The sequence below is a fragment of the Cellulosimicrobium sp. 72-3 genome (genome assembly GCF_013127315.1).
GTDB classification, from domain to species: domain Bacteria; phylum Actinomycetota; class Actinomycetes; order Actinomycetales; family Cellulomonadaceae; genus Cellulosimicrobium; species Cellulosimicrobium funkei.
Genome location: NZ_CP053419.1, coordinates 72,038 through 91,977, shown reverse-complemented (window position 1 = coordinate 91,977; position 19,940 = coordinate 72,038). Strand labels below are relative to the sequence as shown.

Genomic DNA, 19,940 nt, shown 5'->3' with positions numbered 1-19,940 from the left:
GACGACGACGGACGGGCGGTGGGTCAGGGGACGGCGCCGACGGCGACGGGCTCGACCCGCGCGCCGAGGTCGTGGAACACCTGGCGCGCGAGGAGGTCGTCGGGCGTGTCCGCGTGCCGGACGAGGAACGTCTCGTCGCCCAGCGTGAGCACCTCGGCCGGGTACCCGTGGCTGAGGAAGTGCACCGGCGACGCCGTCGCGCCGTACGCGCCGGAGCGGTCCACCGCGACGAGGTCGCCCGGCGCGAGGTCGGCCGGGAGCGGCACGGCCTTGCCGATCGTGTCGTTGGGGGTGCAGAGCGGGCCCGTCACGTTCCACGCGACGTCCTCGGCGGTCGAGGCGGTCCCCACGCGACGCATCGGGAAGTTGCGCTTGACGAACGACCCGATACCGACGGCCGCCATGTGGTGGTTCGTGCCGCCGTCGGCCACGGCGAACCGCTCGCCCATCGACTCCTTGACGTACCGCACGCGCGCGACGTACGTGCCGCAGAGCGCCACGAGGTAGCGGCCGAGCTCCATGACGAGGTCGGTCCGGGGGTGGCGCTGCACGAACGCCTCGACGACGGGGTTGAGCGCCGCGGTGAGGACCTCGACGTCGAGGTCGCGCTCGCGCTCGAAGTACGCGACGCCCAGGCCGCCGCCGACGTCGACGAGCTCGAGCGGGAACCGCAGGCGCTCCGCGAGCCGTTCGGCGAGCTCGAAGATCCGCGTCGTGTTCTCGACGATCGTGCCCTCGTCGAGGATCCGCGTCCCCATGTACACCTGGACGCCCACGACGCGGGCCGCGGCGAGGCCGTCGCACAGGTCGGGCGCGTCGAGGAGCTGCTGCTCGTCGATGCCGAACTGGCGCGGCTTGCCGCCCATGGTGAGCCCGGAGCCCTTGACCGAGAACGACGGGTTGACGCGCAGCACGACGCGCGCGGGCCGTCCCACCGCCTGCGCGAGCTCGTCCACGAGCGCGAGCTCGGGGAGCGACTCGACGATGATCGCGCGCACGCCCGTGTTGAGGCACGAGACGAGCTCGTCCCGGCTCTTGCCGGGACCGAGGAACAGGACGTCCTGCGGTGCGACGCCCGCGGCGAGCGCGGTGCGCAGCTCGGCGAGCGACGACACCTCGGCGTTCGCGCCGAGCGCGTGCAGCAGCCCGCAGACGCTGACGTTCGGGTTCGCCTTGAGCGAGTAGAAGATCCCCAGCGCGGGGTGCAGCCGCTCGCGCAGCGCCCGGTAGTTCGCGGCGAGCACGTCGCCGTCGTACACGTACACGGGGGTCCCGTACCGCTCCGCGACCGCGGCGAGGTCCGCGCTCCCGGGCGTCGTCGGCCGGGTCGGGGTCGTGGTCATCGGGCGTCTCCTTGGGTGGGGCGGGCGGTGGGCCGCGAGGCCAGCCGCTCCGTCACGGCGCGGTCGAGGCGGGTCAGGGTGTCCTCGTCGGGCGCGACGAGGAGGCCGTGGAGCCGGCCCGCGAACGTCGTGCCCGGCGTCGGCCCGGACGCGCCCGACGCCCCCGCGTTGACCGTGCCGGTCCCCTGGACCACGAGGCCCGCCTCGCCGGGGGCGCCGGGCAGCAGGTCGCCGAGCAGGTCGTGGAGCGCCGCGAACGGGAGCGGCGCGTCGAGCACCAGCGGGTACTGGCGCGCGAGCGCGACCCACCCGTCGGGCTGGAACCGCTCCTGGAGCGGGACGGTGTACGTCGACATGTTGCTGCGCGCGTTGATCTCGAGCACGGGCAGGAGCCGGCCGTCGGTGCGCACGAGCGCGTCGACCCCGACGAGGCCGTGGAAGCCGTCGGCCGCGAGCCGCGCGCCGAGGCGGCCCGACAGCTCGGCCAGCGCGTCGACCTGCTCCGCCGGCAGGCGCGACGGGATGCGGTGGCCCTTGTGGACGCCGCCCTCCGTGATCGCCTCCTTGACGAAGTCGAACGCGACCGAGCCGTCCCGCGCGACGGTGAAGTGGTAGTTGAGGTCCGTCGCCTTGTCGGCCCACACCTCCACCACGACGGCGAGGCGGTCGTCGCCCGAGCGCGCGGCCCGGCGCGCGACCATGCGCACGAGCTGGTCGAGCCGGCGCGGGTCGTCGACGACGAGGATCCCCTTCCCGGAGACGCCGTACGCGTCCTTGACGCCGACGGTCGCGCCGTCCGCGACGAGCCGCGCGGCCTCGGCGCACGCACGCTCGAAGTCCTCGACGGTGCGGCACGCCCAGCCACGCGCCTGCTCCACGCCCAGCTCGTCGCACAGCCCGCGGCTGTAGACCTTGCTGTTGACGGTCTTGGTCGTCGCCGCGTCGGGGAGCACCGAGCGCAGGCCCGTCGCCGTCGCGAGGTCCTCCTCGGCCGACGACGTCCCGTGCGCGAGGAGCCGCACGCCGTCCGCCGCGAGCTCCCCCAGGCGCGCGAGCAGCGCGGGCGAGTCGAGCGCGTCGAGCGTCACCGTGCGCAGCGGGTCGCTCGACCCGGCGACGTGCACCGTGGGGAGCCCGACGCCGAGCGCGTCCAGGTGCGCGAGGTGGTCGGGGTCCGGCTCGGCCTTGAGCACGACGTGGTCGCGCGGGCCCGCGAGGAGCAGCGCGAGCTCGTCCATGCGGTGGACGAGCGCCGCCGTCGCCGACGCGCCGCCGACGGCGGGCAGGCCGACCTCCCCGGCCGCCCACGCGTCCTCGACCTCGACGTTCCCCAGCAGGACGAGCGGCGCGTCGGGCGCGCCCGCGAGCGCGCGCTTCGTCCGCGCGAGGAACGGCTCGCGGCCGGCCGCCGTGGTGGTCTGCGGGGCGGTCCCCGTCACCTGGTCGACCGTCATGCCTGCTCCTTCGTGTCGTGGGCCGTGGCGCCGTCGGAGTCCTCGGAGACCCCGGTGACCCCGGAGCCCTCCGAGGCCTCGTGGCGCAGGACCATGGCGGAGAACGTGGCGCCCAGCCCGACGGCGACCATGAGGAACGGGTCGCCGGGCCGCAGCCGGCCCTCGGCGCGCGCGGCGGCGTAGCCGATGAACGAGTCCGCCCCGAAGCAGTGCCCGGTCACCGGGACGTCGTCGAGCCGGACGCGCGCGAGCGGGAGGCCGAGACGCGCGCACAGCCGCCGCCAGGACACGCGGTTGACGTTGTGCGGCAGGACCAGCGCGAGGTCGTTCAGCGTGAGGCCCGCGCGCTCGACGGCCTCCAGCACGACCTCGGCGAGCACCTCGGTGTACGCGACGCCGAACGGGCCCGCGAGGTCCTCGGGGAGCGGCACCTGGTGGTACTCGCCCAGCGTGCGGGTCGCGTAGGCGAGCACGGGGCTGCCCGACGCGGGCCCGTCGGCGGACGAGCCTGCCGGGCCTGACGCCGCGACGAGGCACGCCGCCGTGCCCTCGCCCATGATCGTCGTGCCCTCGATGAGCCGGGAGCCCGGGCTGAACGCCTTCTCGCCCGTGAGCACGAGCGCGAGCGCGTCCGGGTCGCCGTCCGACGCGAGGAGGCGCCCCGCCAGGTCGACCGCGAGCAGCGCCGACGCGCACGCGTGCTGGGTGAGCGTCCACACGACCGCGTGGTCCAGACCCAGGCGCGTCGCGGCGTCGTGCAGGGGGTTCATCCCGACCGGGGCGACCGTCGCGATGGTCCGCGCCCCCAGCACGTACCGGACGCGGTGCTCGTTGCCCGCGAGCCCGGGCACGGCGCGCGCCGCGGCGACGAGCAGGTCGGTGAGGGTCTGCCCCGGCGCCGTGCACACCTCGCGCAGCCCGAAGAACCGCTCGAACACGCCGAGCTCGAGGTGGTCGAGGCCGAGCTCGTCGGCGAGGTCCCGGATCGGCACGCGCGTCGCGGGCACGTGCGCGCCGACGTCGACGAGGGTCGTCATGCCGCCGTCCCGGGGACGTCGACGACGCTGCGCAGGTGCGCCGCGAGCGCGCGGGGCGTCGGGTTGTCGACGACGGCCTCCGGGTCGATGTCGACGCCGAGGACGTCCTCCAGGTCGCCGAGCAGCGCCAGCACCTGGACCGAGCCGAGGCCGAGCCCGGCGAGGTCGGCCCCTGGGTCCACGTCGGCGGGGGCGACGCCGAGCGCGGTGGCGACGTGGCGCAGCACGAGGTCGTCGAAGGCGTCGGGGCGGGGTGCGGTCATGGTCGGCTCCCTGCGAGCTCGGGGTGCGCGCGGTCGCGGGCCGCGCGCAGGGAGTGGAGCGCGGCCAGGTCGCCCCGGCCGTGCAGGTCGCGCGCCCGGCCGCGCTGGATCTTGCCGCTCGTGGTCCGCGGCACCTGGCCGGGACGCACGAGGACGACGTCGTGCACCGCGGCGCCCGAGACCGTCGCGAGGTGGGCCGCCATCTGCCGGACGACGGCGTCCAGCTCCTCCTCGGCGCTCGCCGCCCCGCCCGCCCGGGCGCCCGGCGTGGGGCGGAACTCCTGGACCGCGCACAGCGTTCCCGGTCGGCCGTCCGCCTCGAACACCGCGCCCGGGCGGCCCTCGGCCCCGGGGTGCAGGCGGCGCAGCTCGCGCTCCAGGTCGTACGGGTAGAGGTTGCGCCCCGCGACGATGAGGAGCTCCTTGATGCGGCCCGTGACGACGAGCTGGCCGCCGTGCAGGGCCCCCAGGTCGCCGGTCCGCAGCCACGGGCCCGTGCCGTCCGCGGCGACGGCGCCGAAGGTCTCCGCCGTCGCGGACGCCGCCGCGTCGCCCCAGTACCCGGCCGCGACGCTGCCGCCGCGCAGCCAGACCTCGCCGACCGCGCCGTCCGGCACGGTGGCGCCCTCGCCGTCCACGACCCGCAGCTCTACCCCGCTCGGCACGCCGCAGCACACGAGGCGCGCGCCCGGCCCCTCGACCGCCGCAGCGTCGGGGAGGGCGGACAGGTACGTCGCCTCCTCCGTCACGACCAGGCGGCCGTCGGCGAGCGCCGTCTCGTCCGCCGTGACGACGAGCGGGAGCCGCCTGTCGGGGTACGTGGCCGTCAGCGTCGCCTCCGCGAGGCCGTAGCCCGGGCCGTGCGCGGACCCGCGGAAGCCCACGGGCTCGAACCGGCGCGTGAACGCGTCGAGGACGGCCGGGTCGACCGGCTCGGCGCCGCCGAGCGCCCAGCGCAGGCGGGACAGGTCGAGCTCGGCGAGCTGGTCGTCGCGCACGCGCCGCGCGCACTGGTCGTAGCCGAAGTTCGGCGACGCCGTGACGGTCGCCCCCGTCTCGGTGATGGCGGAGAGCCAGCGGACAGGGCGCTTGAGGAACGACGTCGAGGGCACGACGACCGCCGTCGCCCCGAGGCCGAGCGGCACGAGCAGCATCCCGACGAGGCCGAAGTCGTGGTACCCCGGGAGCCAGCTGCAGAAGACGTCGTCCGGGACGAGGCCGAGCGTCGTCGTGAAGGCGTCGTGGTGGTGCAGCACGTTCGCGTGCGTGACCACGACGCCCTTGGGGCTGCTCGTGGACCCGGAGGTGTACTGGAGGAACGCGACGTCCTGCGGACCGGGGCGGTCCCGCCGCGCCGGGCCGTCCGTCGCGCCGTCGACCACGGTGACGACGACCGGGCCGCCGTCGGCGCGCTGCAGCGGCTCGGCCCACTCCGTCGTCTCGGTCGCCGCGGTCGGGTCGACGAGCACCACCGCGGCGTCGCAGTCCGCGAGCATGCCCCGCACGCGCTCGCGCTGGTACGCCTGCCCGCCCGGGAGGGGCGACGGGACGGGGACCAGCCCGGCGGAGAAGCACGCGAGGAGCCCGACGACGAACGACGCGGTGGCGGAGTAGAGGACCAGGGCCCGGTCGCCCGGCTGGTGCAGGGACGCGAGCCGCCCCGCGAGCGCCGCCGCCTGCGCGTCGAGCTCGGCGTAGGTGAGCGTCCGACGCTCCCCCACCTCCGGCACGACGACGACCGCGGGGTGGTCCGGGCGCTCGCGCACATGGTCGCGGACGAGGTCCACGAGAGTCCGGTCGTCCGGCAGCACGCCCACGTCGCCCCCTGCTCGCCGGCGCCGGGACCGTCCCGACGCACGCGGACGCCGGGAAGCACGCGCCCCACCCCGGCGGTCCGGGGGAAGCCTCGCAGCGGTTGCTCGCGGTGTAAACAAATTCCCGTGGCCGGAAGAGGACAAATGCCTTCTCTCGGCCGCAACCCGTCAGGTCGGTCCGCACCGCGGGACGGCCCGGGACCGTTGCCGGGGTCGACTACAGTCACACGGCGTGACCTCGACGGAGCGGGACCCGGTCCTCGGGGCCCGCCGTTCCGCGCGGGCCCTCGCGCTGCGCCGCGCGCACGACGTCCTCGTCCTCGACGACGGCAGCGAGACCTGTCCGGAGCCGCTGTGGGTCCGGGTCCGCGAGCGCACCCGCCACGCCGCACGCCTCCGCGTCGTGACGCTCGGCGCCGGCGGTGCGGGCGGCGCCCCCGCGGTCGAGCGACGGGTCGCGACCTCACTCCCGGTGTCGCTCGTCGCCCTCGACGCCACCGTCGTGCTCGTGGCGCGCCCCGGGCGCACGCGCGCCGTGACCGACCGCGACGCCGTCGCCGCCCTCCGTGCCCTCGCCGAGTCCGAGTGGGACCGCGCGCGGCCCGACGGCGACGCCCTCGCCCCGAGCGAGGACACGCTGCTGCGGCTGCTCGCCGAGGGCAAGACCGACACCGCCGTCGCCGTCCGGCTCGGCGTCTCGCCCCGCACCGTGCGCCGTCACGCCGCCGGCCTCATGGGACGGCTCGGCGCCACCAGCCGGTTCGAGGCCGGCGTCCGGGCCGCGCAGCGCGGCTGGATCCGGATGACCGACCGCTAGCGCGCCGCGTCCGCCGCGACCTGGGCGTCGCTGCGCAGGATGCAGAACTCGTTGCCCTCGGGGTCGGCGAGGACGACCCAGCCGCCGCCGTCGGGCGTGCGACGGTCGGCGACCTGGGTCGCGCCGAGCGCGAGCAGGCGCTCGACCTCCTCCTCGCGCGACCCGTCGGTGGGCCGCAGGTCGAGGTGGACGCGGTTCTTCAGCTGCTTGTCGTCGGGCACCTCGACGAACAGGACGTGCCCACGGCTCTCGGCGGGCGTCGTCGCGTCGGACGGCGGGACGATCATGCACTCCTCGTGGCCGGGGAGGTTCGGGTCGCCGGGCACGTCGGTGTACCCGAGCACCTGGGCCCAGAAGACGGACTGCGCGTAGGCGTCCCGCGCGTCGAACGTGGTGTGGGAGATACGAGAGGTCATGGCGCGACCCTGCCACGCGCTCGCCGCGCGGGCACCGGCTTTTCGGCCCACACTGACCGGCGTGAGCCCACGGACGAGGCACGTCGCATGGACCGGCTGGGACGACGACCCGGACCGCCTCGAGGCGGCGACGGTCACCGTGCGCGGCGACCGCCTGGCCGCGCTCGGCACGTCGCGCGCGACGACGTACGCCACCGCGTGGGCGCTGCGCACCGGGCCGGGCTGGGTGACGGAGCACCTCGACGTGTCGGTGCGGGGCCTCGGGTGGTCGCGGCACCTCGACCTCGTCCGGACGCCCGACGGCGCGTGGCGGGCCGACGTGCGCGAGACGGGGACGCCGCCGTCGGGCCTGGCCGCGCCCGGGGTGGCGGACCCGGCCACGCTCGACGGGGCGCTGGACTGCGACATCGCGCTCTGCCCGGTGACGAACACGATGCCGATCCTGCGGCTCGGCCTGCTCGGGGACGACCCGCCGGCGCACGAGACGCACCTCGTCATGGCCTGGGTCGAGGTGCCGTCGCTGCGCGTCCTGCGCAGCGACCAGGTCTACGCGGCGCGCGAGCCGCTCGACCCCGCGACCGGGCAGGGCGTCGTCAGGTACAGGAGCGCGACGCGCGACTTCACGGCCGACCTCACCGTCGACGCCGACGGTCTCGTGGTGGACTACCCGGAGCTCGCGCGCCGCCTCTGACCCCGCCGACCACGAGGTTGCTGTCGCTCTCGCGTCGAGGACGACAGGAGGCTCGTGCTCGACCGCGCGCAGGGTCGTGGTCGGTGAGGCGTGCCCGCCCGGTCAGTCCTGCGGCGGGCGGCGCAGGCGCTTGACGTCGGTCCGCCGCTTCTTGGCGGCGATCCGCCGCTCGACGGACCCGCGCGTGGGCCGCGTCGCCCGCCGTGACGGCCCGGGCGGCGCGACGGCCGCGGCCAGGAGCGCGGCGAGCCGGGTGCGCGCCGCCTCGCGGTTGCGCCGCTGCTCCCGGTGCTCGGACGCCGCGACCGTGACGACGCCCCCGACGACGCGGCGACCCAGCCGGTCGAGCAGGCGCGCGCGCTGGGCGTCGGTGAGCACCGCCGACCGGGCGACGTCCCACGACAGCTCGACGCGCGAGTCCGTCGTGTTGACGCCCTGCCCGCCGGGGCCGGACGAGCGCGAGAACCGCCACGACAGCTCCGCCTCGGGGACGACCAGTGCGGTCGTCACGCGCAGGCCGGTGCGGGCGTCGTCGGGCATCCGTCCATCGTGCCCGACGAGGAGCCCCCCAGCCCAACGGATTCGGACCCCGGCCCCCTGGCCGACCACCGTCCGTCGAGCACGGGTCGAGCGACCGGAAAGGCGCCCTCCCGGTCGCGGACCGCGTGCTCGGCGCAGTCGTTCGACGGGCGGGACGACCCGTCCGACCTGCAAGATCACAGCGCGCCCTCCTTGACCTCAACCGTGGTCGAGGTCCTAGCGTGGCTGCATACCGACGGAAGGAACCTGAGGAACCATGCCTGTCTACACTCTCCCCGAGCTGTCCTACGACTACGGTGCGCTCGAGCCGCACATCTCCGGGCGGATCATGGAGCTGCACCACTCCAAGCACCACCAGGCCTACGTCACCGGCGCGAACACCGCCCTGGAGAAGCTCGCCGAGGCCCGCGAGTCCGGCGACTTCGCCGCGATCAACCTCCACGAGAAGAACCTCGCGTTCAACCTCGGCGGCCACGTCAACCACTCCGCCTTCTGGACCAACCTCTCCCCCGAGGGCGGCGGCGAGCCCACCGGCGAGATCGGCGCCGCGATCGACGAGCACTTCGGCTCCTTCGACGCCTTCAAGAAGCAGTTCGCCGCCGTCGCTGCCGGCGTCCAGGGCTCCGGCTGGGCCATCCTCGCCTGGGACTCCATCGGCCAGAAGCTCATCACCGTCCAGCTCTACGACCAGCAGGGCAACCTCACCCTCGGCCTGACCCCCATCGTCCTGCTCGACGTCTGGGAGCACGCCTACTACCTCGACTACCAGAACGTGCGCGCCGACTACGTCACCGCCTGGTGGAACCTCGTCAACTGGTCCGACGCCGAGGCCCGCCTCCAGCGCGCCAAGACCCAGACCGCCGGGCTCATCGTCCCCTGACGACCCCCACCGCACGACACCGGTAGGCGAGCACGACCCCGCTCCCCCACCAGAACGAGGTTGGTCCCGCTATCCGGTGGATAGCGGGACCAACCTCGTTCTCGGCGGCCGTCCAGGGCCACAAGACCGTCAGTCCGCGGTCACGAAGAGGTGGCGCGTGACGTCGTCGGGCAGGTCGAGGACGGTCAGGGCGCCCTCGCCCGAGGCGGTGACGACGCCGTCACCCACCGTGACCACGAGGGTCCGGTGCGGGAGCACGCCGGCCTCGGCGAACCGCGCGAGCAGCTCGACGTCCACCTGGATCGGCTCGGCGATGCGCTGGAGCACGACGCGCACCTCCGTGCCCGGCACCGCGCCGCGCGCGACGAGGTGCGCGCGCAGGGACACGACGCCCTGGAGGTAGCCGACCTCGGGCAGATCCTCGCCGAGCTCGCGCAGGCCGGGGATGGGGTTGCCGTACGGGTCGTGCGCCGGGTGGTCGAGGAGCCCGACGAGGCGCCGCTCGACGAGGTCGCTCATCACGTGCTCCCACCGGCAGGCCTCGGTGTGGACGTGCTCCCAGTCGAGCTTGATGACGTCGGTGAGCAGGCGCTCGGCGAGGCGGTGCTTGCGCATGACGCGCACCGCCGTCTGCTGGCCGAGGGCCGTGAGCTCGAGCTGGCGGTCACCCCCGACGACGACGAGGCCGTCGCGCTCCATGCGCGCCACGGTCTGCGAGACCGTCGGCCCCGAGTGCCCGAGGCGCTCGGCGATCCGCGCGCGCAGCGGGGGGATCCCCTCCTCCTGCAGCTCGTAGATCGACTTCAGGTACATCTCGGTGGTGTCGATCAGGTCGGTCACTCGGCCTCCCGCGGCAGGTACGCACTCTTCTCTGGAACCATTCCAGTCTAGCGCTCTCTCATAGACACGATGATGTGTCTCTTGCTTATACTGTGCGTCACACACTATGGTGTGTGACATGACCGATCCCGAGATCTACGCCGGGCACAGCCAGGAGGTGCGCCGCGGCTCCGTCGTCGTCGCGAGCCTGCTGCTGCTGCGCACGCCCGGCTACGGCTACGGGCTCCTCGAGGCGCTCGCCGCAGCGGGCGTCCCCGTCGACGCCAACACGCTCTACCCGCTCCTGCGCCGGCTCGAGAAGCAGGGCCTCCTCGTGAGCGAGTGGAACACCGACGAGGCGCGGCCGCGCAAGTTCTACCGCACCTCCCCCGCGGGCGAGCGCTTCGCCCGCGACCTGCTCGACGAGTGGCTCGCGATCGCACGGAGCCTCCAGACCATCGACTCCCAGGAAGGCACGTCATGACGCTCACCGACCGCTACGTCGCCGCCACGCTGCGCCGCGTCCCCGCGAGCCAGCACGCCGACCTCGAGCAGGAGCTCCGCACGTCCGTCGCCGACGCGGTCGAGGCCAAGGTCGAGGCCGGCGCCGACCCGGCCCGAGCCGAGACCGACGTCCTCAACGACCTCGGCGACCCCGACCGCCTCGCGGCCGACCTCGCCGGTCGCCCGCTGTACCTCATCGGGCCGACGCTCTACCTCGACTGGCTGCGCCTCCTCAAGGTGCTGCTCTGGGTCAGCCTCATCCCCGGGGCGATCGTGCTTACGACGGACCTCGTCGACGGCGGCCCCGTCGGGTCGGCCATCTGGAGCGGCATCTGGACGACCGCCTCGGTCGCCCTCCAGATCGCGTTCTGGACGACCCTCGTCTTCGTCCTGCTGGAGCGCTACGGCGCCCCGCGGAGCCGGGACGAGCTCACCGGCCCCTGGACGGTCGACCGCCTCCCGACCGAGCGCGCGCCCCGCGAGGTCACGCTCGTCGACACGGTCGTGTCGGTCGGCCTGCTCGTCCTGGTCGCCGCCGTGCTGCTCCTCCAGAACGTCGCGACCTACCGGGGCCCCGACGGCACCGCGGTCCCCGTGCTGCACCCCGACCTGTGGCCCGTCTGGACCGGCGTGCTCGTCGCGCTCGTCGCGGCCGAGATCGTCCTCACGATCCTCGTGTACGCACGCGGTCGGTGGACCATCGGGCTCGCCGCCGTCAACACGGTCATCGGGGCCCTGTTCGCCGGGGTGGTCGTGTGGCTCGCGAGCGCCGACCGCCTCGTGAACCCCGCGTTCCTCGAGGTCACGGGCGGCGACTCGCTCACGTGGCTCTCGAACGGGATCATCGCGGCGACCGTCGTCATCGCGGCCTGGGACGTCATCGACGTCTGGGTCAAGACCCTGCGTGGTCGTCGCGCCTAGGCTGACCCGGTGACCAGCCGCCGCCTCGACCGCGTCCGACGCGCGGTCGAGGCGGCCGCCGCGCGTGACGGGTTCGCGCTCGACGCGGCGCAGTCCGCGCTCCTCGACCGGCTCGTCCGGCTCGGGGAGGAGCTCGCCGGGGCCCGACGGCGCCCCGTCCGCGGCCTGTACGTGTGGGGCCCCGCGGGGCGGGGGAAGTCGTGGCTGGCGGGGGCGTTCTTCGCGGCCGTCGCGGACGGGCTCCCCGCCGGCGCGACCAAGCGGGTCCACGTGTACGACCTGTTCCGCGAGCTGCACGCGGCGATCCACGCCCGACGGGTGACCGCCCTCACCGGGCCGCGGCCCGCCGTCGGGCAGGGTGGCCCGACGCGCGGGTGGCGCACCCGGGCGACCGCGCCGGTCGCGGAGCCGACGCCGCCCAGGCCGTCGGAGGAGTCGCCGGAGCCACGCCCCGGCGCCGTCGACTCCGCGATCGACGGCCTCCTGCGCGGGACGACGCTGCTCTACCTCGACGAGCTCCACCTCCACGACACCGGCGACGCGACCCTGCTCACCCGGCTCCTGCGCCGGGCGTTCGCGGCGGGCGTCGTCGTGCTCGCGACGTCCAACTACGAGCCCGGCACGCTGCTGCCGAACCCGCTGTGGCACCACGTCGCCGAGCCGGGGATCGCGCTCCTGCGCGCGCACCTCGACGTCGTCGAGCTCGCCGGACCCACGGACTACCGGACGCTGGGCGGGCGCGGTCGCGCCGGGTTCGCCGCGGGCGCGTGGCTCCGCCCCGGCACGACGGCGCAGCTCGACGCCCGTGGCCTGCGCCGCCCGGGCGCGGACGAGGCGACGGCGGTGCGCACCGGGTCGCGCACGTTCCCCGTGACGGCGGCGCGCGCGCACGAGCTGTGGGTGACGTTCGACGACCTCGCGGGCCGGCCGACGTCGACCCTGGAGTACCTCGACTGGTCCGTGCGCTTCCGCCGGTGGGTCGTCACCGACGTCCCCCTGCTGACCGCCGTCGACCGCGAGGCGCAGCAGCGGTTCATCGCGGTCGTCGACGTGCTGGTCGACGCGGACGTCGAGCTCGTCGTCACGTCGCCCCATGCGCTCGGCACCTTCCGCACCGCGCTCCCCGACCGCCCGGACGCGTTCCGCACCGCGAGCCGGCTCCAGCTCCTCACCGAGGACGCGGGCGGCGGCGTCCCCGCGGACGACGTCCCGCACGCTTGACCCGGCGCGTCCCAGGGCTCGCGTGCGGGGGTGTCGTGGGCGACGGTTACGATCGGCCGCAACCGACTCGACTGGAGGCACCTGGTGGCACGCTCCGACGGCACCGACGACGGCGGCGCGCGCGGTCAGCGCGGGCCCCGCGCGGCGGACGCGCTCACGTGCTCGTTCTGCGGCAAGTCGCAGCGGCAGGTGAAGCGGCTCATCGCGGGCCCCGCGGGCGTCTTCATCTGCGACGAGTGCGTCGCGCTCTGCCTCGAGATGGTCGAGGAGGACCGCGAGACGGAGTCGGCCGAGCAGGACATCGTCACCGGCAGCTGCCCGCTCCCCACGCCGCACGAGATCTTCGCGCACCTCAGCCGCTACGTCGTCGGGCAGGACGGCGCCAAGCGGGCGCTGGCCGTCGCGGTGCACAACCACTACAAGCGCGTGCGCGCCGCCGCTGCCGCCGAGGAGGCGGGCGAGGCCCTCGCGACCGACGACCCGGACTACGTGGAGCTGGCGAAGTCGAACATCTTGTTGATCGGTCCGACGGGGACGGGCAAGACGTATCTGGCGCAGACGTTGGCGCGGATGTTGAACGTGCCGTTTGCGATCGCGGACGCGACGGCGCTCACCGAGGCGGGGTATGTCGGTGAGGACGTGGAGAACATTCTGCTGAAGCTGGTGCAGGCGGCGGACTTCGACGTGAAGAAGGCTGAGACGGGCATCATCTACATCGATGAGATCGACAAGGTGGCGCGCAAGGCGGAGAACCCCTCGATCACGCGGGACGTGTCGGGTGAGGGTGTGCAGCAGGCGTTGTTGAAGATCATCGAGGGCACGTCGGCGTCGGTGCCGCCGCAGGGTGGTCGTAAGCACCCGCACCAGGAGTTCATCCAGGTGGACACCTCGAACGTGCTGTTCATCGTGGCGGGGGCTTTTGCGGGGTTGGACGACATCGTGGCGGCGCGGGCGCGCAAGCGGGGTGTGGGTTTTGGTGCGCCGATCGAGACGGGTGCGGGGGAGGACCTGTTCGCGCAGGTGCGCCCCGAGGATCTGCACCGGTTCGGGTTGATCCCGGAGTTCATCGGGCGCCTTCCGGTGATCGCGTCGGTGGCGGCGTTGGACCGGGAGGCGTTGGTGCGGATCCTGACCCAGCCGCGGAATGCGTTGGTGAAGCAGTATCAGCGGATGTTCGCGATCGACGGGGTGGAGCTGGAGTTCACCGCGGGTGCGGTCGAGGCGGTCGCGGAGCAGGCGTTGTTGCGCGGGACGGGGGCGCGGGGGTTGCGCGCGATCATGGAGGAGGTGTTGCAGCAGGTGATGTTCGACGTACCGTCGCGTGATGACGTGGAGCGGGTCGTGATCACGCGTGAGGTCGTGCTGGACAACGTCAATCCCACGATCGTGCCGCGCACCACGACCGCGCGCGCCCGCACCCCGCGCGAGAAGTCCGCCTGACCCCGACGACCGTCGACCGGACGACCGGGTGAATTCCGTTCGACCGGTGCCGGGGCGCTCACCACGCCCACCTAGCATGTGCCCATGAGCACGCCCGATGGTTCTCCGGCACCCGGTTGGTACGACGACGGCAGCGGGACCGGTGTCCAGCGGTACTGGGACGGATCGTCGTGGACGCAGCACACGATCCCGGCCCCGCAGAACCAGCCTGCCGCTCCGGGAACCGGCTACGGCGCCCCCGGCGGCGACCCCTCGGCAGCAGCCTACGGAACCGCCTACCCGGGCGCGACGACGGCCACCGCCCGCACGGTCCACCCCCTCGGCTGGGTGGCGCTGACCGCCGCGGTCGTCGGGTTCGTCTTCGCCTGCATCCCCGGCGCGCTGATCATCGGCTGGGTGCTGCTCCCGATCGCCTTCATCCTGTCGATCATCGGGTTCTTCGTGCAGGGTAAGAAGTGGCCGGTCGTCACGGCGCTCGTCCTGTCCGTCGTCGGGACGATCGTCGGGTTCATCGTCTTCTTCACCGTGGTGAGCGACTCGGTGGACGAGGCCTTCGGCGGCTCGGACGTCACCGTGACCACCCCGGACGCCGAGGACTCGGCGCCTGCCGAGGACGAGGGCGCGGCGGAGGGGACCGATACGGACACGGAGCAGGAGGCGGCCTCCGAGCCGGGCAGCCGCGACAACCCGGTCCCGCTCGGCAGCGTCATCAGCGGCGACGACTTCGACGTGACCATCAACTCGGTGCAGCTCGACGCGACGGACGCGGTCATGGCACCCGACCTGTACAACGAGCCGGCCCCCGAGGGGTTCACCTACGCGCTGATCAACGCGACGATCACCTACACGGGCGCGGAGTCGAGCTTCGCCATGGCGGTGGGCATCGACTACGTCGCCAGCACCGGCGAGGTCCTGGCCGCGTACGACACCTTTGCGCTCCCGCCGGACCCAAGCCTCGGTATCGACGAGCTGTACACGGGCGGCACCACGACCGGGAACACGGTCATCGCGGTCCCGGCGGGAGACCCCGGCCTGATCCGTGTGACTCCGGGGTACTTCGCCGACGAGGTGTTCGTCGCCACCCAGTAGGGCTGTCCTACGCGGTCCGCAGCCAGTCGCGCGCCGCGGCGACGAGGAGCGCGACGCCCAGGTCGAGCGTCGGCTCGGGGACGGGCGCGAAGTACGGGGAGTGGTTCGGGGCGACGCCGTCGGGCAGGTTGCCCATGCCCGTCGCGGTGGACAGGTCGAACGCGGCGAACAGCGCGGGGTCGAACCCGCCGAGGTTCCAGTAGACGAGCGGCACGCCGGCGGCCGTGGCGAGGTCGCCGACGTCCTCGGAGCCGGGCAGCGGCGGCAGCGACACGACCGCGGCCCGCCCGCCCGCGGCCTCGATGCGGTCGTGCTGCTCGTCGAGCGTGCGAGCGAGGACGGCCCGGGTGCGCTCGGCGGCGGCGGGGTCGTTGACCATGAGGTCGAACGTCGAGACCTCCTCGTACTCCGGCGCCTGCGGCGCCCCGGACGCCGCGGCCTCGGCGTCGACGATGCGGTGGATCGCGTCGAGCACGCGACGGCGCACCTGCGGCGTGAAGGACCGGACGTTGACGAGCAGCTCCGCCGACCCCGGGATGATGTTGGCCTGCGTCCCGGCGCGCAGGGCCCCGACGGTCACGACCGCGGACTCCCGCGCCCCCACCTCCCGCGACACCACGCCCTGGAGCCGCATGACCGTCGCGGCCGCCATGACGACGGGGTCGACCGTCGACTCGGGGCTCGAGCCGTGACCACCCTTGCCGTGCAGGGTGACGCGGAACGAGTCGGTCGCGGCCATCGCCGGCCCGGCGGTGAGGTTGACGACGCCCACGGGCAGGGGCATGACGTGCTGCCCCAGGACGACGTCGGGCCGCCCGCCGGTCCGGTCGAACAGCCCGTCCGCGACCATCGCCCGCGCTCCCCCGCCGACCTCCTCGGCGGGCTGGAAGACGACGACGAGCGTGCCCGACCACGTGTCGCGGTGCGCGGCGAGCTCGGCCGCGGCGCCGAGCAGGCACGTCACGTGCACGTCGTGGCCGCACGCGTGCATGGTGCCGGACTCGTGGCCGTCGGGCGTGGTCGCGGTGTCCGTCGAGGCGTAGGGCAGGCCGGTGAGCTCGGTGACGGGGAGCCCGTCCATGTCGGCACGCAGCAGGACGCGCGGTCCGTCGCCGTTCGCGAGGACGCCCGCGACGCCGGTCCCGCCGATCCCCTCGTGCACGTCGTACCCCCAGCCGCGCAGCCGCTCGGCGACGATCCCGGCGGTCCGGTGCTCGGCGAACGCGAGCTCGGGGTGCCGGTGGAGGTCGGTGTAGACGTCGGTGAGCTCGGCGGCGGTCAGCGGGGTCGCGGTCATGCACGCATGGTCCCGCGCCCGGCGACGGGCGGCGACCGCGCGTCAGCCCACGAAGAGGCAGAACGGGTGACCGGACGGGTCGGCGTAGACGCGCAGCGGCTCGTCCGGGTCGTCGGACCGGTCGAGCAGCAGCCGTGCCCCGAGCGCGAGGGCGCGGTCGTGCTGCCGGTCGAGCTCCGCGACGTCGGGCACGGTGCAGTCGAGGTGCAGCTGCTGAGGCACGCCGTCGTCGGGCCACGTCGAGGGCGGGAGCGCCCCGACCTGCTGGAACGCGAGCTGGACCCCGCCCGGTGCGGCGCGCAGCACGAGCCAGTCCGCGCCGTCGGAGTCGGGCTCGCCCGCGGCGGGCGGCTCGTCGCCCGCGCGGTACTCGAGCCCGAACAGGCCGCGGTAGAACTCCGCGAGCGCGCGGGCGTCGGTCGTGTCGAGCACGACCTGGGCGATCCGGGGGAACACGTCGGCCACGGTGACCACCTCCGCTCGCCACCGTCGCGCCGCGCCCGCGCGCTCGCAAGCAGGTGCGGTCGCGGCACGCGAGGATGGGACCGACGACGGCACACCACCCACCGGGAGACGACGTGACGGACCAGGACGGGCGCCTCGCGCGGCACGTCGCGGAGGCGGCGGACGCGTGGCTGCGCGACCCGCTCGACGCGGGGGTGTACCGGCGCCTCGTCGACGCGACGCTCGCCTGGCGGGCCGACGGGGGCCGCGTGGTGCAGGGGCTGCCGGAGCCGGGTGCCGTGCCTGGCGCCTCGCCAGGGGACGGGCCGACGGCGCCGCCTCGCCCGGCCGTGGGCACCCCGGACGACGACGAGCGCTACCTGCGGCCCGACCGGGCCCCGCGGGCCGTGGGCAGCACGCTCGCCGACGTGGCGAGCCTGCTCCGGGCGCGCGCCGGCGCGGCGGACGCGGAGGGCACGGCGGACGTGGCGGACACGGCGGACGACGAGCGCCCCTGACAGCCGTCGGCCGCCGTCCGCCCTCGCCACGGCACGCGGCGACGCCGACGCGTCAGCCGGTGGCGCAGGTGGGCGTCGGCGGCTCGCCCGCGAGGCGCGCCTCGGTCCAGCGCACGAGGTCGGGGGCGAGCGGCGAGTCCGCCTGGACGAGGCCGACGTGGTCCCGCCCCTCGTACGTGCGGTAGTCGACCGGCTGCCCGGCCGCGCACCGCTCCCCCACGTACGCGTCCTGCGTGCTCGGGAGGACCAGCGGGTCCGACGCCCCCTGCGCGACGAGCAGCGGCGCCTCGACCGCCCCGGTCGGCACGTTCTCGGCGAGCCGCTCCCCCAGGGCGCCGTCCGTGGGGTCGGTCGTCCACAGCGGCTGGTCCATGGACAGCGCCTCGGCGACGGAGACGAGCGCGCCCGGCTCGGACAGGCAGCGGGACGCCATCTCGTGCACGACGAGGCGCGCCCCCGGGCGCACGGCCTCGATCGCGTCCGCGTCGGGGTAGGCCGCGTCGTACGCCGCCACGACGTACGACGCGAACACGCTCCCCCCGGGCACGTTCTCCAGGTGGGACACCATGGCCGTGAGGTCGCTCGCGGGAGCGAGCGCGGCGACGCCCGCGAGCGGCACGTCGGGGGCGTACGCGGGCGCGGCGGCGCCTGTCCACAGGGCGGCGTGCCCGCCCTGCGAGTGGCCCCACACGACGGTCTGCTCGCCGAGCGTCGCATCGTCGAGGGCGCGGGCCGCGCGCACTGCGTCGAGCACGGAGCGGGCCTCGCCCTGGCCGACGAGGTACGGGTGCGGTCCCGGCGTGCCGAGCCCGGCGTAGTCGGTCGCGACGAGGGCCCAGCCGCGCGCGAGCACGTCGTCGAGCAGGAAGAACGCGCCGGACTCGAACGGCTCGTCGAGCACCGACGGCGCGCACCCGCGCGCGAAGCCGGTGGTGCCGTGCGCCCACGCGACGACGGGCGGCGGCGCTCCGCCGTCCGTCCCGACGCCGTCGGGCACGACGACGAGGCCGCTCGCGACGGTGGGCTCCCCCTCGTCGAGCGTCGTCGTGTAGAGGATGCGCCAGGCCGTCGCCCCGTCCGGGATCTGCCGCGTGAACGGCTCGGCCCGCAGCAGGCTCCCGGGCGCGTCCGGGGGCGCGTCGGGCGCGTCGTAGAACGCGTCGGCGTGCGGCGCGGCGCGCTGCACGGCGACGCTCACGCCCGTGAGCCCCGCGGCCGCGACGAACGCGAGCACGGCCCCGACGAGCGCGGCCGGGCCGCGGCGCGCCGACCGGGACCGGCGCGACGGCGCGGCGACGGTTTCGGGCGGACGGCGCGCGGCGCGCGCACGGCGCACCCCGGCGACGAGCAGCCGCACGCCGAGCAGCACGAGGCGCACCCCCAGCACCACGGCGACGACGAGCACGGTCACGTCCGGCCAGACGAGCGCGAGCGCGCCGAGCAGCACGGACGCCGCGCCCACCGCCACGCGGGCCCAGCGGTCCGTGCCGGACGACCGGACGCCGTCGACCACGTCGAGGACCCCGGCGACGACCAGGCCGACGCCCACGAGCAGCGCGACGACCCCGATCGTCGGCGCGGGCCACACGAGCACGGCGACCGCGAGGGCGAGGAACAGCAGCCCGCGCACGACGCGCAGGGCGCGGGGGCCGCGCGCGTCCGGGGGCGCGCCGCCGTCGCCGACGAGCTCGGCGACGCCGAGGACGGCGAACGCCGCGACAACCGCGACGACGAGGACCGCGAGCGAGGCGAACGGCCGCAGCACGACGGCGGCGCCGAGCGCGGTCGCGGCGGCGCCGAGCACGACGGCGGCCCAGGGCGGCAGGCGGTCCCCGAGGTCGCGCAGCGCGCGGCGCGCCCGGGCGGTGGTTCGGCTCACGTCGCGACCGTAGCCACGCGTCCCGCAGGGCGCGCGCGGAGCGCGTGGCGCAGGCCGGGAGGGGTCGGCGGTCAGACCGCCTCGGGCGCCACCTGGCGCGCGAGCTCCTCGACGATGCGCACGTCGGCGTCGAGCCACGGCACGTCGAGCCAGCGCCCGGCGTCGAGCCAGGTCAGCTCGTCGTGCTCGACGAGCGGCTGGGGCTCTCCCGCGGTGACCCGCGCGAACCACAGGCGCATCACGTGGCGGTCGGTGATGATCCAGGCCCCGTGGTCGGGGCCCACGATCTCGTCACCGAGCTCCACGGCCACGCCGAGCTCCTCGCGGAGCTCGCGGTGCAGCGCCTCCGTCGGGGTCTCGCCGGGGTCGACCTTGCCCCCGGGGAACTCCCAGCGGCCCGCGAGGTGCGACGGACGGGACCGGCGCGCGCTGAGCAGGAGCCGCGGGGCGACGAGATCGTCGACGATCGCCGCGGCCACCACCAGTCTGCGCAGAGTCATACGCGGAGTGTCGCACGGCGTCGTGACGTGCGGGTGACGCGACCGTGACCGCG

At 75.0% G+C, this 19,940-nt stretch carries 21 protein-coding genes; 9 read left to right on the top strand and 12 right to left on the bottom strand.

Annotated elements, in window-relative coordinates; all coding sequences use genetic code 11:
* Nucleotides 1–23: 23 nt before the first annotated feature.
* From HKK73_RS00435 to HKK73_RS00415, 5 genes are read right to left on the bottom strand one after another with little or no spacing between them, the layout of a single operon-like run.
* On the bottom strand, nt 24–1,343 hold the full coding sequence (locus HKK73_RS00435; RefSeq protein ID WP_171467178.1) for a type III PLP-dependent enzyme: 1,320 nt from the start codon (nt 1,341–1,343) through the stop codon (nt 24–26).
* A complete protein-coding gene (locus HKK73_RS00430; RefSeq protein ID WP_171467177.1) occupies nt 1,340–2,797 on the bottom strand; it encodes an ATP-grasp domain-containing protein in 1,458 nt (485 codons plus the stop codon). Before HKK73_RS00430 ends, HKK73_RS00435 begins: the two co-directional genes overlap by 4 nt.
* Nucleotides 2,794–3,834 carry a 3-oxoacyl-[acyl-carrier-protein] synthase III C-terminal domain-containing protein gene (locus HKK73_RS00425; protein WP_171467176.1) on the bottom strand — a complete coding sequence of 347 codons (1,041 nt, stop codon included), beginning with the start codon at nt 3,832–3,834 and terminating at the stop codon, nt 2,794–2,796. The genes HKK73_RS00430 and HKK73_RS00425 overlap by 4 nt, the downstream gene beginning before the upstream one ends.
* Complete coding sequence (locus tag HKK73_RS00420) at nt 3,831–4,097, bottom strand: acyl carrier protein (RefSeq protein ID WP_144723492.1); 267 nt, start codon at nt 4,095–4,097, stop codon at nt 3,831–3,833. Before HKK73_RS00420 ends, HKK73_RS00425 begins: the two co-directional genes overlap by 4 nt.
* Nucleotides 4,094–5,914: a fatty acyl-AMP ligase gene (locus tag HKK73_RS00415; RefSeq protein ID WP_186325338.1), complete on the bottom strand. Its 1,821-nt coding sequence runs from the start codon at nt 5,912–5,914 to the stop codon at nt 4,094–4,096. Before HKK73_RS00415 ends, HKK73_RS00420 begins: the two co-directional genes overlap by 4 nt.
* A 229-nt stretch (nt 5,915–6,143) precedes the next feature.
* On the opposite strand from HKK73_RS00415, the gene HKK73_RS18850 reads away from it, so the two are divergent.
* Nucleotides 6,144–6,728: a LuxR C-terminal-related transcriptional regulator gene (locus HKK73_RS18850; protein WP_216608025.1), complete on the top strand. Its 585-nt coding sequence runs from the start codon at nt 6,144–6,146 to the stop codon at nt 6,726–6,728.
* Here HKK73_RS18850 and HKK73_RS00405 read toward each other — a convergent pair.
* Nucleotides 6,725–7,144, bottom strand: a complete 420-nt coding sequence (locus tag HKK73_RS00405; protein ID WP_171467173.1) for a VOC family protein — start codon at nt 7,142–7,144, stop codon at nt 6,725–6,727. The two genes, HKK73_RS18850 and HKK73_RS00405, sit on opposite strands and share 4 nt — an antisense overlap.
* A 61-nt stretch (nt 7,145–7,205) precedes the next feature.
* Between HKK73_RS00405 and HKK73_RS00400 the strand changes: the two genes are divergently transcribed.
* Nucleotides 7,206–7,835: a putative glycolipid-binding domain-containing protein gene (locus HKK73_RS00400; RefSeq protein ID WP_253705723.1), complete on the top strand. Its 630-nt coding sequence runs from the start codon at nt 7,206–7,208 to the stop codon at nt 7,833–7,835.
* Between the two features lie 102 nt (nt 7,836–7,937).
* Here the strand turns inward: HKK73_RS00400 and arfB are convergent, their stop codons facing one another.
* Nucleotides 7,938–8,375 carry an alternative ribosome rescue aminoacyl-tRNA hydrolase ArfB gene (arfB, locus tag HKK73_RS00395; protein ID WP_085386931.1) on the bottom strand — a complete coding sequence of 146 codons (438 nt, stop codon included), beginning with the start codon at nt 8,373–8,375 and terminating at the stop codon, nt 7,938–7,940.
* Nucleotides 8,376–8,631: 256 nt separating this feature from the next.
* Here arfB and HKK73_RS00390 point away from each other — a divergent pair, with 256 nt between their 5' ends.
* Nucleotides 8,632–9,255, top strand: coding sequence for a superoxide dismutase (locus HKK73_RS00390; protein ID WP_074804415.1), 624 nt, complete (start codon nt 8,632–8,634; stop codon nt 9,253–9,255).
* Between the two features lie 129 nt (nt 9,256–9,384).
* On the opposite strand, the gene HKK73_RS00385 is transcribed toward HKK73_RS00390, so the two are convergent.
* The gene (locus HKK73_RS00385) at nt 9,385–10,095 is read right to left on the bottom strand and encodes a metal-dependent transcriptional regulator (RefSeq protein ID WP_043659817.1); all 711 of its coding nucleotides are present in this window, start codon (nt 10,093–10,095) and stop codon (nt 9,385–9,387) included.
* 118 nt (nt 10,096–10,213) lie between these two features.
* Between HKK73_RS00385 and HKK73_RS00380 the strand changes: the two genes are divergently transcribed.
* The 5 genes from HKK73_RS00380 (at nt 10,214) to HKK73_RS18845 (ending at nt 15,249) form a co-directional block, all read left to right on the top strand.
* On the top strand, nt 10,214–10,558 hold the full coding sequence (locus HKK73_RS00380) for a PadR family transcriptional regulator (protein WP_043659819.1): 345 nt from the start codon (nt 10,214–10,216) through the stop codon (nt 10,556–10,558).
* The gene (locus HKK73_RS00375) at nt 10,555–11,499 is read left to right on the top strand and encodes a permease prefix domain 1-containing protein (RefSeq protein ID WP_085386933.1); all 945 of its coding nucleotides are present in this window, start codon (nt 10,555–10,557) and stop codon (nt 11,497–11,499) included. The genes HKK73_RS00380 and HKK73_RS00375 overlap by 4 nt, the downstream gene beginning before the upstream one ends.
* Nucleotides 11,500–11,508: 9 nt before the next feature.
* Nucleotides 11,509–12,720, top strand: a complete 1,212-nt coding sequence (gene zapE, locus HKK73_RS00370; protein ID WP_171467171.1) for an AFG1/ZapE family ATPase — start codon at nt 11,509–11,511, stop codon at nt 12,718–12,720.
* A gap of 84 nt (nt 12,721–12,804) precedes the next feature.
* Nucleotides 12,805–14,160, top strand: a complete 1,356-nt coding sequence (clpX, locus tag HKK73_RS00365; RefSeq protein ID WP_171467170.1) for an ATP-dependent Clp protease ATP-binding subunit ClpX — start codon at nt 12,805–12,807, stop codon at nt 14,158–14,160.
* Between the two features lie 84 nt (nt 14,161–14,244).
* Nucleotides 14,245–15,249, top strand: coding sequence for a DUF2510 domain-containing protein (locus tag HKK73_RS18845; protein ID WP_216608024.1), 1,005 nt, complete (start codon nt 14,245–14,247; stop codon nt 15,247–15,249).
* 7 nt (nt 15,250–15,256) lie between these two features.
* On the opposite strand, the gene HKK73_RS00355 is transcribed toward HKK73_RS18845, so the two are convergent.
* Both HKK73_RS00355 and HKK73_RS00350 read right to left on the bottom strand, forming a co-directional pair.
* On the bottom strand, nt 15,257–16,546 hold the full coding sequence (locus HKK73_RS00355) for an amidohydrolase (protein ID WP_171467169.1): 1,290 nt from the start codon (nt 16,544–16,546) through the stop codon (nt 15,257–15,259).
* Nucleotides 16,547–16,588: 42 nt separating this feature from the next.
* The gene (locus HKK73_RS00350) at nt 16,589–17,011 is read right to left on the bottom strand and encodes a VOC family protein (protein WP_171467168.1); all 423 of its coding nucleotides are present in this window, start codon (nt 17,009–17,011) and stop codon (nt 16,589–16,591) included.
* Between the two features lie 113 nt (nt 17,012–17,124).
* Here HKK73_RS00350 and HKK73_RS00345 point away from each other — a divergent pair, with 113 nt between their 5' ends.
* The gene (locus HKK73_RS00345; RefSeq protein WP_085386937.1) at nt 17,125–17,508 is read left to right on the top strand and encodes a hypothetical protein; all 384 of its coding nucleotides are present in this window, start codon (nt 17,125–17,127) and stop codon (nt 17,506–17,508) included.
* A gap of 52 nt (nt 17,509–17,560) precedes the next feature.
* Here HKK73_RS00345 and HKK73_RS00340 read toward each other — a convergent pair whose 3' ends face one another.
* On the bottom strand, nt 17,561–19,387 hold the full coding sequence (locus tag HKK73_RS00340; RefSeq protein ID WP_253705721.1) for a lipase family protein: 1,827 nt from the start codon (nt 19,385–19,387) through the stop codon (nt 17,561–17,563).
* 71 nt (nt 19,388–19,458) lie between these two features.
* Nucleotides 19,459–19,887, bottom strand: a complete 429-nt coding sequence (locus HKK73_RS00335; protein ID WP_085386939.1) for a (deoxy)nucleoside triphosphate pyrophosphohydrolase — start codon at nt 19,885–19,887, stop codon at nt 19,459–19,461.
* Between the last annotated feature and the right edge of the window lie 53 nt (nt 19,888–19,940).